This window comes from Salinivibrio sp. IB282 (genome assembly GCF_001995685.1).
Lineage (GTDB): Bacteria > Pseudomonadota > Gammaproteobacteria > Enterobacterales > Vibrionaceae > Salinivibrio > Salinivibrio kushneri.
The window spans coordinates 46,899-58,529 of sequence record NZ_MUET01000001.1 but is presented as its reverse complement, the minus strand read 5'-3'; the positions used below and the strand labels follow the sequence as shown (position 1 = coordinate 58,529).

Genomic DNA, 11,631 nt, shown 5'->3' with positions numbered 1-11,631 from the left:
GGCGCGCTATTTTGCCAGTTTTTACACCAAAGCGCAGCTAAGAAAAAAGCCAGTCAAAAAATGACTGGCTTTCAAATCGTTAGCGACGCCGGCAGGGTTAGCCGTCYGCTCTCGCCGCGTCAACCATGGCTTCTAGCTGCGGGTACGGCAAATAGCGAGGTATGACCTGCTCGCCAATGATCATCGCTGGGGTACCTGGAAGTCCAATCTCTCTAAAGGCGCGATAGTTTTCTGCGACCGCTTTGCCAGTCATTTCTTTGCCTTCCAGCAATGCTTCGGTACCGGTTTTCTTGGCGATCTTCTCTAACGAGCGCGCATCATGCATGCCGCGCTTTTTCATCAATAATTGATGAACCTGCGCAAAGGCCTCCGGTTTTTCCAGCCACACATTCATCGCATACACCGCAGAATTGGTGCCGAGCGATTCGATACTCTGCTGTTTGAGTGGTACGGCAATATTAATCACCTTAACATCATCATGTGCGGCCACCAGTTTCTGTAACTCTTCTTCCAGCTTTTTGCAGTATGGGCAGTTGTAGTCCATAAAGTTCACCACGGTGACTTCAGGGTTCTCTGCGCCAATCCAGCTGTGGGTGTCCGATTTAAACCAGTCACGGCGTGCGGCAAGGTTTTTCTTTAACGCCTTTTGTTGTTCAACAAACTTTTGCAAACTCTGGTTAAGGTTGGCGATCAGTTTGGGGTTCTCTTCCAACAAGCTGACTATGTCATCCAATTGCGCTTGCTCGGTATCGGATAACGCATTCGCGCTGACAGGAAGAGCCAGAAGCAGTAGAGCCCAAAGCGGGGCGATATAGCGAGATAAGGACATCGGGTTTCCTTTTAATAAATGTAAATTCATAACGCTAGCCTTAACCATAGGCCAAGCGGTGTCGTGAAGCCTGTTGTGATTGACGTGATTTCACCTTGCTCGACCACCATCACGGTAGGCGTCACTTTCACTGCAAACGCTTTAGAGAGGTTTCCATGTTGATCGTTCACCACGGGAAAATCATACCCATGATGCGCAAGGTATCCAGCAATGTGTTTATCTGAGCCTGAGCGTAACGCGATCGAGACTACCTGCGCATGACCACTTAACCAATCTACCGAGGGGGTCACAAAACGGCAGACACCGCACCAGCTTGCCCATACATAGACAAGCACGGGTTCGTGTTGCGACATGGCGATCAAATCCTGCTGGCGGCCATCCAGCAAACGCACCGACTCGACCGGTATCTGACTGGTATCGATGTCGCGGCTGCGCCACCAATCCATCGCGGYACTCGATATCAGCACAAACACGATGAGCCAGCAAATGTCACGCGCACCGCGTTTGACCCGTTGACGCCATGACAGCTTTTTTTGCTTGGCCATCATGGTGTTTTCGCCTGTTCAATCGCCGTCATCACCGCTTTATCGGTCAAAATGACGGGTAAGGCGATCCCTTCAGGCGCACCAGGGCCGTAGACAATGTTAAACGGCACGCCATAACGCTGGTGCTCTTGCAAATATTGAGTCACGGTGTCGCTCGGACGGGTCCAATCACCTTGCATCGCCACCATATTCGGCGCGGTGATGGTGTCATACACGGGGGATTGTAGAATCACTCCCACTTTGTTGGCATGACAGGTAATGCACCAATCCGCCGTCACATCAACAAACACCACTTTGCCCTGATCCACCGCTTGATCGATCGCGGCTTCATCCAGACTCACCCACTCTGGGTCCGAGTTCAATGGCGTTGCCCACCGCGGCGCGGTCAATGACGCACCAATCAGCCCAAGCACAACCACCACGAGCAGCCCAGCTGTCCCTTTAATCGCTGCCAGTTTTCCAAGGGTGCGATATGTTAGCCACACACTGGCAACCAGTAGCAGCGTTCCCACTGCGATAGCACCAGCAACGCCAAGATAAGGCATCCACAACCAGAAGAGCCACACCGTGGTGCCAGCCAGCAATAATGCGAATACCCGTTTGACATGATTCATCCACGGCCCTGGTTTGGGCAATGCGCGGGTCAGACCAGGAAAAGCGGCAACCAGCAGCCACGGCAGCGCCATACCAACCGCCAGCGCGGTAAAAATAAGCCATAGCGCCGTCAACGACCCGCCCAGCGCATAGGCGACCGCCGTCCCAAGGAAAGGGGCCGAACATGGTGTGGCCAGTAAGGTCGCAAACACGCCTTGAACAAAGTGGCCGCGGGTAGTGTGGCCGCCGCGTGTCGCCATCCAGGTCTGCCAACTGGGCGGTAAATCAATGCGCAGTACATCAAATAAACTCAAGGCAAACAGCCAAATCACCAGCGTCATCACCCCAATAAACAGCGGGCTTTGAAACTGGATCCCCCACCCCACGGCTTGCCCGGTAAGCTTTAATGCCATCAGTAATCCAGCAATCGCCCAGAAGGACACCAGGATCCCCGCCGCTGAGGCCAAAAACTGGCCGCGAATAGCGCCACGTGTCGCTTCTGGATTGGCAACGATACTGTTGAGCTTAAGCCCAAGTACGGGGAGCACACAGGGCATCACGTTGAGGATCAAGCCACCCAAAAGTGCAATACCGCCAATCATCCATATTGATAATCCCGCTTGCGAAACCACATTGCCCGCCTGCACGGTGGTGGCGTGCTCAGCCAGCAGTTGCTTATCCATGACCGTCACTTGAATCGGTTTATCGGTCAGGTTGGGCGTTTCAATCCAATTGGTTACGTCAAACGTGGCGGTCAGGGTGTCGCCATCACGGTGGATACTCGGCGCGCCAAAGGTATCATCGATCACCGCCTCCCCATCCACCAGCATATCGGGTTGCTGCCACGCTTGGTTGCCGGTCACGGTGACCGCGAGCTGTTGTTGATTGGTATCCCATACCGCGGACTCAATCTGCACACTGGGTAGCGGCTTAGGCACTTGGCTCATCGCTTGGTTGAACTGATACATCCGCTCACCATCCGCCTCAAGCGTACTCGGAGTAAAATCGAGAGAGATGGGATAATCAGTGATCACACACACACTGGTGCACGAAGACAAGCGCAAGGTGGCATCGAGCGACACCGGCTGTTGCCAGGTTTCAACCTTGAAGGTTAGTGGGAAGGTCACTTGCCCTTTGTAGCCCAACATGGTCAGGCCAAGTAGCTCGTGGCGCTTCGGTGCTGGCCAATGCCAGGTAATATCGTCCAGGTTTTGGCTGTCATTGATAATCAGCTCTGGAGCGACCCCGCCCTCGCCTGGCGAGCGCCAATAGGTTTTCCAATCGCCTTGCAAACGGATAGAAAGCAACCCATCGAGGCGTAGCGTGTCTGGCTTCCCTTGCCCCGTTAACGCTATACGCGCCGTGACCGGCGGGTGGTCAGGATTAGTGAGCCAGCCGGTATCTGGGGCATTGGCGCGAGCAGTCGGAGTGAGTAACGATAAGCACAATAACAGCAGCGGTAGCAAGGCCCAAGCTTGCCAAGCGCGCCCTTGTTTAACAGTGTGCCAATAGTGATTGAGTCGATTCATAAGTCTGTTCCTTGTTAAGAATAAATACGCTATTTAAGAAGCAGGCCGCTTTWTTCTCGGAACACACAAAAGCAAAGATGCCGTCGTCGATAGGTCGGTGGGTCGTGAGTGGGTAAGGAAATCGATACACTAACGGTCGCCATCACCGCCAGTAGCACAATCAGCCACCAAAGTGGTGACGGTAGCCAGTCTAATGCCAACGCAGACGGATGCATCAATTGCTCGGAAAGCGAACATTTTTTACCCAGTGCGCTTTTTGCGTCCTGGGCGTCACCAATACTGACTGCTTGGCAAACCGCTTGCGCCCCTGATTGCCAGCTCAGTTGGTTTTGCAAGGCACACACCGCTAGAACCCATAACGCAATCGCGAGGGCCCAGCCAGCTTTTGAACGACGCGTGTACCTTTGCATTCCACCTCCTGTCGAGTTGGCGATCATTATGCCCAACAACAGAAATTAAACAATGAGTGAGTCTGCACCACAGGGTGACAAGGCGCTGGAGTTATCGCGGTTGCTGAGTCAACTGAATATGATCTTCCCAATCAATCACATCAATTTCGTACACCACGCTGTCTTTGACCGAGATCCCCGCTTTGTGCATCGCCGCTTTTGATCCTGTGATCAAAGGATGCCACTCGGGCAAGGGTTTATTTTCGGCCAGCAAGCGATAGGCGCAGGTTTCCGGCAACCAATAAAACTCATCAATCTTATCGCGGGTGAGCTTCAAACATGACTCTTCATACGAAAAGCGGTTGGGATAATCTTTGCACGAGCAGGTTTGATCATCGAGCAAACTACACGCAACATTGGTGTAGTAAAGCTCATCGGTCTCTTCATCAATTAATTTGTGTAGGCAGCAGCGGCCACAGCCGTCACAGAGTGATTCCCACTCCTCATCACTCATTTGTGCCAAGGTTTTTTGTTGCCAAAAAGGCGTGCTCATGATGTTTCATCTCTTTTTTATTGCCGTCTATTCACGGCAACGACATTGCGCGCTTGTTATAACCATCATCGGCTTAAAGTGCAAGCAAGCCTTTGTGTGGCTTGGATAGTGCAAAAGTGAGTGATAGAGTGCCCGACTTTGCACCTTGACGGAGGCCATGATTATGCCCACTGCATCGCCATTTTCGTGCCGCCTTGGCTGTGGCGCGTGCTGTATCGCCCCTAGCATTTCATCACCGATCCCTGGTATGCCAAACGGTAAGCCTGCTCACACTCGTTGTGTGCAGCTAGATGATCGCAACCTCTGCAAGCTGTTTGGCTCTGAGGCTCGCCCCGAGGTGTGTGCTGCATTCGATGCGGATCCCGAGGTATGTGGCAACTCATACCAGCAAGCGCTCGACAACCTGATTTATCTGGAAGCAGCGACATAAAAAACGCTGGCTTGTCTCAGCCAGCGCTATATCTATCAGCGTATTATCACCGCGAGCTTGTTAGCTTTGAATGCCTACGATTAGCCAAGGCGCATTGGGCTGGCGTAGGTCACGCTCTAGGTGCCAGATATCGGTAATATCTTCTTCGACCCCCTCCACGCGATCACAATAACGGCCGGTGAATTTTAAGCTCAATTGTGCCATGCGGCTGTCATAATCGGCGCGAACAATCTCGGCATCCACATACATGACTTCAGTATGTTGTTCACTCCCCAATCGTGCCCGCTCGGCAGCCAGATCGTTATAAAGCTCAGGCGTCACATATTCTTGGATTTTACCCAACTCGTTATGGTTCCACGCACCTTGCAAAATCCGGTAGTGCTCACGGGCACCGCTCAAGAAACTTTGCATATCGAACTGAGGCGGGAAGTTAAATGGTACATCATTGTTTGTCGCACCAAACCCACTCGAAGATCCACCAGCAGCTGTCGGAGCCCCTTGTCTAAACGCATGAGGCTGCTCATGGTAATAGCCTTTATTTTGCCCCGCGTACGCTGGCCCTTGCGCTTGTGCGCCCGCTTTGGCTTGGATCAGTCCGCGGAGAAACTTCATCGCAAAGTAAGCAATGACACCCAAAATCAAGATGTCCATAAATTGGATACCTTCAAAGGCACCGCCGAAGAAAGCGGCCAGTAAACCACCGGCGAGCATACCGCCGAGTAGCCCCCTCGCGAGTCCTTTTCTGGTTTTCGAGGTGTTCTTCTTAAGGGTATTAGTATGTGTGGTGTTATTTTTTGGCGCAGGCGCGGTTTTAAAGCTCTTACCAAAAGACTTACCACCGCCGAAGCGTTTCGCTTCTGCGTAGGGCGCTGTCACAACAAAGACAAACATCAAGGCGGCAACAGAGAATAATTTTTTCATTATCGCATCATCTGTGGTTTTAGACCGTTATCATGCTAGAGTCTCTGGTGATGAAGTCAATTGGCAAAGTGGGAATAATTGTTACCAAACGTCATCTAGACACCCCTGTTTTGTCGTCAGTAGGAACCATTTGCCGCACTGGGACTCCAAGCCATTAGTATTCTTTCACTGCAATAGGACCAAGCCATGAATGATACCCACAGTAAATTTGTTGGTTACTTACTCTGGATCTTTGGTTTTCTCGGATCCCATCGATTTTACTATGGTAAACCGGTAACTGGCACCCTCTGGTTTTTCACCCTAGGCCTGTTCTTTGTCGGCTGGATTGTGGATTTATTCTTGATTCCCGCTATGGACAATGAAGCCGATCTCCGTTTTCGCAGCGGCCCCACGGATTTTACCATTGCCTGGCTATTACTGACCTTTCTGGGTGTGTTTGGCATTCACCGTATGTACATGGGTAAATGGATCACTGGCTTTATTTACCTATTGACCGGTGGCTTTTTCTTAATTGGTGTGTTGTATGATTTTTGGACACTCAATGAGCAAGTGTCGATTAAAAACATGCAAAAATTCTCTTAGTCTGCCTTTTTGTCAACTCACTAAATGATGCGCAACGCATTCAAGGTTGCGCACACCTCGCTCGCTGCTAGTATAAGTCGCTTACTGCAACGCGAAATGGATCTGCCTAAATGAGCCAACAGTTTCAGCTTTTACGCGAGCGACGTTTTTTGCCTTATTTTATTACCCAGGCATTAGGCGCGTTTAACGATAACGTCTATAAGAATGTGTTGGTGATCATGGTCGCGTTCGCCTCGGCCGATCAATTGCCGATGGATGCTACGCTGTTTATCAACGCCGCTGCAGGCCTGTTTATTCTGCCTTTTTTCCTTTTTTCTGCCTTTGCGGGCGAGCTTGCGGACAAATACGACAAAGCACTGATCATGCGGCGGGTGAAGTGGTTGGAAGTGGTGATCATGTCGAGTGCCGCTGTCGCGCTGTATTTTCACGCTTGGAATGTGTTACTCGGCTTGCTTTTTTTGATGGGCACCCAATCGGCTTTTTTTGGCCCGGTGAAATACGCATTACTGCCACAAACGCTCAATGACAAAGAGCTTGTTTCAGGCAACGCCTTGGTCGAAACCGGCACCTTCTTATCGATTCTGCTCGGTACCTTGCTGGCGGGCTTTATTGCCCACCACCCTGACGCTAACCTGATCTCTGGGGTAGCCGTATTAAGTTTTGCATGGCTTGGCGTCATGTCTGCCTATGCCATCCCACCTGCGCCTGCCGGGAATCCTGGGCTCAATTTACGTTACCGGCCGGTTGCTTTGATGCGACAAACGCTGCGTTTCGCGCGTAAAGACAAGGTCACCTTGCAAGCGATTCTCGGGATCAGTTGGTTTTGGTTTTTAGGAGCCAGCTATTTAACCCAGTTTCCCAAATTCACCGCCTCGATCGGTGGCGGTGAAATCGGCGTGTCGTTTCTGCTCACCTTGTTTTCTGTCGGCATCGCTGTGGGCGCATTGCTGTGCGATAAGCTTTCTGGTCATCGTATCGAGCCCGGTATTGTCCCCTTGGGCAGTTTAGGGTTAACCGGCTTTGGCTTACATTTGTTTTTTGCCACGCCAGCCGATCCAACGCTACACACCAGCCTGCTGAGCTTTATCACTGATCCCGCCCTGACCTGGGTATTTATCGACCTATTGATGATTGGCGTGTGTGGCGGGATTTTTATTGTGCCGCTGTATAGTCTGATGCAACAACGCGCCGATAAAGCCGCGCGTGCGCGTGTGATTGCCGCCAACAATATTTTCAATGCCTTATTTATGGTGGGCAGTGCGATACTCGGTATCACCCTCTTGGTGGTGGTGGAGTTATCTATCGCGAAATTCTTCTTGGTCTTGGCGGTGCTCAACTTCTTGGTGGCTATCTATGTCAGCAAGCTGGTCCCCATTTTCGCCTTGCGCTTTTTTACCTGGATGGTCACCCATACCTTGTATCGGGTAAAACACCAAGACCTGCACCATATTCCTGAAAAAGGCGGTGCCTTACTGATTTGTAACCATGTCAGTTATATGGACGCGCTCTTGTTAGCCGGGGCGTGTCACCGTCCTATCCGTTTTGTGATGTTTGAAGATTTGTATCAATTACCGGTGCTACATTGGTTTTTCCGAACGTCAAAAGTGATCCCCATTAGCCACCGCAGCCGCACGATCCGGGCCGCCATGAACGAGATTCAAAAGGCGCTTGATAATGGCGAAGTGGTACTGATTTTCCCAGAAGGGCATCTCAGTTATGACGGCGAAATCGACCAATTCCGCCGCGGGATGGATATGATTTTGCAACGCTCGCCAGTGCCTGTGGTGCCGATGGCGTTACAAGGCTTATGGGGCAGCTACTTTAGCCGTCATGGTGGCAAAGCCATGTTAAAACTGCCGAAACGTTTTTGGTCGAAAGTCACGGTCGTCGCCGGCCCAGCCGTTGAACCAGAGCAAGCGACTTCAGAGCATATGCGCAATGAAGTCATTCGTCTGCGCGCCGACCGGTCTTAGTCTATCGCTTGGCGTTGCGCCCATTGGGTTAATAGCGCTCGAGACGGCTTAATCCCCGCCTCGGGCGACAAAGATGGCCAAGGTAAAAACGCGACTGGGCGTTGATAAGCGGGCAAGCGCCGACAATAATCAGCCAGCTGCTGGGCGTGGAGATGGCCCCGACTCTGGATAATCGCCAACGGGCGCGCCCCGAATTCGCGATCGTCAATCGGAACGACTATGGCCTGACGGATCTCGGCACACTGTTGCAAATGTGCCTCGATCACCTCGGGCTGAACGTTCTCCCCACCGCAGATAAATTGATTATCCTTCCGCCCGATGATACGCAGTGTCGGCGGCTGAACGTCCTTACACCAGCTGGCTAAATCGCGCGAGGCCAGTCCTGTAGAAGCATCAATTGGGTGCAGGGCGCCCGCTTGCCAAACCCCTAAAGCTAACGTCTCCCCGCGATGGATTACCTCACCGTCATCCGCCACTATCAGATCGCGATAAGGCAAGGTGGTGCCCACGTCATCCTGTCCATCGGCGCGTTTTAAGGTGACCGTCGATGCCGTTTCCGTCATCCCATACCCACACCAACAGCTTATCCCGTGTTGTTCTGCCTGCTCCGTCAGTGCACTGGAAATCGCCGCGCCACCAAGCAACACGTGAGATAAGGTGGCCGTGTCTGGGCATTGTCTTAGTGCGGGCAGCACGCGATAGAGTTGCGTGGGCACTAAAGAGGCGTGGCTAACATGTGTGAGCGCCGATGCCATGCTTCCCCCGCGGCATGGATAGATAGCCAGCTGAGCACCTTTATACAGCCAGCGCCATACAATGGCTAAGCCGGAGATATGAAACAGTGGCAAAGATAAGAGCCAACGATCGACGCGATTTTCTAGAGAGGTCGTCTTATCCGCCAAGCCCAAAAAAGGCAGCATTTGGGTTAAACCAGCGGCACTGGCGAGATGCTGATGAGCCGCGTGAGCAATCACTTTAGGCGTACCGGTTGACCCGGAAGTTAAGGTTAACGTCAAAGGCTGATCAGGTTGCCAATGGCTCRTCGTTGGCAGCACATTGACACGTGGTTCATACGAGCGGTCAGGCAAAAATTGATAGACGCCAAGTTGACTCAGCACTGTGGCTTGCACCTCGTCATTTAAAGCTTGATTCAATACCAGCGTTTTTTTCCCCGCCTGCCAAGCCGCGAGCATCCCCACGATCAGCGCCCTTTGCGACAATGCGCTATCGAGCACCACAATGGGCGCCTCACCCAGTCGCGCTTGCTGGCCATCCACGAGAGCGGTGAGTTCACCCCATGTAAGCGGCGTATCGCCATCAATCGCTTTCGCGTTCGGTGCCATGGCCGCCCACTGCCGCCATGGCCACGTATCAAACCCAAACATGCCCTCACTCACAAGGTGTTTATCCACACGAGTGGTTGATCGTCGAGCGGAAGCAATGGCTGCGACGCCCCTGGCCAGGTGCGATCGAGTTGATGCTGATAAATTCTCAATGTATCGAGTCCTGGCACGGCCCCCGGGGTTAACCAATTTGCCAACCGAGACAATTGGGTTAAGCCCAAACTGGTTTCCAATGCCGAGCTAATCACCGCCGTTTTCCCTTGCGCGTGCGCCCGACTCACCCATTGTTCAATGGTGGCCAGATCGCCGAGCAAGCTGGGCTTAATCACCCAGGCAGATGCCAAATCGTGTTCAAGCAACGCGCTATCGCGACTCTCTGTTAAGCTTTCGTCCCACGCCAAAGGAAAGCCTAAGGCCTGCGCTTGGACAAGCGACTGGTGAGGATCGGGGCAAGGCTCTTCAATCCAGTGAATTCGCGCTTGGTGTGCTTCACTCAGACCGTTCCAAAAACTGGCAAGTTGCTCGGGCTGCCAGCGACGATTCGCATCAAGACGCAACCTCAAGTCCGGTAATGCCTCTAACAAGGTCGCGATCATTAACCGATCGCGGGCGACCTCATAGTCCCCCACTTTGATTTTTGCCTCATAAGGCTGACCCGCCGGTTGTTGTCCCAGGGTCATTAACAGCGCATCCGGATCCCCTGTGCACACAGGCACATGACCAAACCCTGACTGAGTGGGCAAATATTTATCTAACTCGGCTTGCGCAATGCTTAATCCCCATGCCACCGAAGGCGGCAGTTGTGGCATGGCAATATTACGATGATCACACCAAACCGCGGTGGCGGCAATTAACGCATGACGTGCCTCGGCGAAGGTTTCTTGGCTAAAGCCGGGAAGGGGCGCTACTTCGCCCCAACCACGTTGTGCCCCCTCGCTTAATTCAACCACCAAGCCCTCTCGCTCCGTTAACGGCTGATCACAGACAAATAAACCGGCATTGACTGGCAAGGTGTAGTGATAGATCCGTGCCTGTCTCATAGTGACCTCTATGGATTACGTGGGAAACGATCAAATTCAGGGCGGCGTTTTTCATTAAAGGCATTGCGCCCTTCTTGCCCTTCATCAGTCATGTAAAACATCATGGTGGCGTTGCCGGCGAGTTCTTGCAGACCCGCCTGCCCATCGCAGTCTGCATTCAACGCCGCTTTTAAGCAGCGTAGCGCCATAGGACTGTGTTGGAGCACTTCCCGGCACCAGCGCACTGTCTCTCGCTCAAGCTCATCCAGTGGCACGACTGTGTTCACCAATCCCATGTCTACGGCTTCTTGCGCATTGTAGAAACGGCACAAGAACCAGATTTCACGGGCTTTTTTCTGGCCCACAATCCGCGCCATATAAGAGGCTCCCCAGCCGCCGTCAAAGCTGCCGACCTTGGGACCTGTTTGGCCAAATTGGGCGTTATCAGCGGCGATGGTTAGATCGCACATCATATGCAGCACATGGCCACCGCCGACGGCATAGCCTGCAACAGCGGCGATGACGGGTTTAGGACAGGTGCGGATCTGACGCTGAAAGTCCAACACATTCAAATGATGCGTGCCTTCATCATCTTGATAACCGCCGTAGTCGCCCCGCACGGACTGATCGCCGCCAGAGCAAAACGCCTTCTCTCCCAACCCAGTGAGAATAATCACGCCCACTCGGCTGTCATAGCGCGCATCAACCAAGGCTTGCATCATTTCTTTTACCGTTTGAGGCCGGAATGCATTGCGCACCTGGGGACGATTAATCGTGATCCGAGCGATGCCGTCGGCAGATTTATGGTACAGAATATCGCTAAACGTATGCTCGGTGGGTACCCACTCAATCGGCGCGTAAAGCTCTTGTTCGGTGATCCCTGGCGTGACAGCCATAGTGTCTCCCTTTTCTCGGTTGCTTGGG

Annotated in this window: 12 protein-coding genes; 3 read left to right on the top strand and 9 right to left on the bottom strand. The window is 52.6% G+C overall.

Features of this window, described 5'->3' with window-relative positions; translation table 11 throughout:
- Nucleotides 1-97 precede the first annotated feature (97 nt).
- The 5 genes from BZG14_RS00255 to BZG14_RS00235 form a co-directional block, all read right to left on the bottom strand.
- Nucleotides 98-829, bottom strand: a complete 732-nt coding sequence (locus BZG14_RS00255; RefSeq protein WP_158011714.1) for a DsbA family protein — start codon at nt 827-829, stop codon at nt 98-100.
- A gap of 26 nt (nt 830-855) precedes the next feature.
- Nucleotides 856-1,377, bottom strand: a complete 522-nt coding sequence (locus BZG14_RS00250; protein WP_077607653.1) for a protein disulfide oxidoreductase — start codon at nt 1,375-1,377, stop codon at nt 856-858.
- Nucleotides 1,374-3,497, bottom strand: coding sequence for a protein-disulfide reductase DsbD family protein (locus BZG14_RS00245; protein WP_077607652.1), 2,124 nt, complete (start codon nt 3,495-3,497; stop codon nt 1,374-1,376). The genes BZG14_RS00250 and BZG14_RS00245 overlap by 4 nt, the downstream gene beginning before the upstream one ends.
- A 29-nt stretch (nt 3,498-3,526) precedes the next feature.
- Nucleotides 3,527-3,907, bottom strand: a complete 381-nt coding sequence (locus BZG14_RS00240; RefSeq protein WP_077607651.1) for a hypothetical protein — start codon at nt 3,905-3,907, stop codon at nt 3,527-3,529.
- Nucleotides 3,908-3,998: 91 nt separating this feature from the next.
- The gene (locus BZG14_RS00235; protein ID WP_069362038.1) at nt 3,999-4,439 is read right to left on the bottom strand and encodes a YcgN family cysteine cluster protein; all 441 of its coding nucleotides are present in this window, start codon (nt 4,437-4,439) and stop codon (nt 3,999-4,001) included.
- A 163-nt stretch (nt 4,440-4,602) separates the two neighbouring features.
- Here BZG14_RS00235 and BZG14_RS00230 point away from each other — a divergent pair, with 163 nt between their 5' ends.
- A complete protein-coding gene (locus BZG14_RS00230) occupies nt 4,603-4,869 on the top strand; it encodes a YkgJ family cysteine cluster protein (protein ID WP_069362074.1) in 267 nt (88 codons plus the stop codon).
- A gap of 60 nt (nt 4,870-4,929) precedes the next feature.
- On the opposite strand, the gene BZG14_RS00225 is transcribed toward BZG14_RS00230, so the two are convergent.
- The gene (locus BZG14_RS00225) at nt 4,930-5,790 is read right to left on the bottom strand and encodes a Tim44 domain-containing protein (RefSeq protein ID WP_077607650.1); all 861 of its coding nucleotides are present in this window, start codon (nt 5,788-5,790) and stop codon (nt 4,930-4,932) included.
- 186 nt (nt 5,791-5,976) lie between these two features.
- Here BZG14_RS00225 and BZG14_RS00220 point away from each other — a divergent pair, with 186 nt between their 5' ends.
- Entirely contained in the window at nt 5,977-6,372 is a 396-nt protein-coding gene (locus BZG14_RS00220) for an NINE protein (RefSeq protein WP_077607649.1), read from the top strand.
- A 110-nt stretch (nt 6,373-6,482) separates the two neighbouring features.
- The gene (locus tag BZG14_RS00215; RefSeq protein ID WP_077607648.1) at nt 6,483-8,345 is read left to right on the top strand and encodes an MFS transporter; all 1,863 of its coding nucleotides are present in this window, start codon (nt 6,483-6,485) and stop codon (nt 8,343-8,345) included.
- Here the strand turns inward: BZG14_RS00215 and BZG14_RS00210 are convergent.
- From BZG14_RS00210 to menB, 3 genes are read right to left on the bottom strand one after another with little or no spacing between them, the layout of a single operon-like run.
- Nucleotides 8,342-9,757, bottom strand: coding sequence for an AMP-binding protein (locus BZG14_RS00210; RefSeq protein ID WP_131825158.1), 1,416 nt, complete (start codon nt 9,755-9,757; stop codon nt 8,342-8,344). The genes BZG14_RS00215 and BZG14_RS00210 overlap by 4 nt on opposite strands.
- Entirely contained in the window at nt 9,739-10,728 is a 990-nt protein-coding gene (gene menC / locus BZG14_RS00205; protein WP_077607646.1) for an o-succinylbenzoate synthase, read from the bottom strand. Before menC ends, BZG14_RS00210 begins: the two co-directional genes overlap by 19 nt.
- An 8-nt stretch (nt 10,729-10,736) precedes the next feature.
- Nucleotides 10,737-11,603, bottom strand: a complete 867-nt coding sequence (menB, locus tag BZG14_RS00200; RefSeq protein ID WP_077607645.1) for a 1,4-dihydroxy-2-naphthoyl-CoA synthase — start codon at nt 11,601-11,603, stop codon at nt 10,737-10,739.
- Between the last annotated feature and the right edge of the window lie 28 nt (nt 11,604-11,631).

Coding starts and splice junctions, on each gene's coding strand:
- BZG14_RS00245 (WP_077607652.1), bottom strand. CDS start 3,497: ATGAATCGACTCAATCACTATTGGCACACTGTTAAACAAGGGCGCGCT.
- BZG14_RS00235 (WP_069362038.1), bottom strand. CDS start 4,439: ATGAGCACGCCTTTTTGGCAACAAAAAACCTTGGCACAAATGAGTGAT.
- BZG14_RS00230 (WP_069362074.1), top strand. CDS start 4,603: ATGCCCACTGCATCGCCATTTTCGTGCCGCCTTGGCTGTGGCGCGTGC.
- BZG14_RS00225 (WP_077607650.1), bottom strand. CDS start 5,790: ATGAAAAAATTATTCTCTGTTGCCGCCTTGATGTTTGTCTTTGTTGTG.
- BZG14_RS00220 (WP_077607649.1), top strand. CDS start 5,977: ATGAATGATACCCACAGTAAATTTGTTGGTTACTTACTCTGGATCTTT.
- BZG14_RS00215 (WP_077607648.1), top strand. CDS start 6,483: ATGAGCCAACAGTTTCAGCTTTTACGCGAGCGACGTTTTTTGCCTTAT.
- menC (WP_077607646.1), bottom strand. CDS start 10,728: ATGAGACAGGCACGGATCTATCACTACACCTTGCCAGTCAATGCCGGT.
- menB (WP_077607645.1), bottom strand. CDS start 11,603: ATGGCTGTCACGCCAGGGATCACCGAACAAGAGCTTTACGCGCCGATT.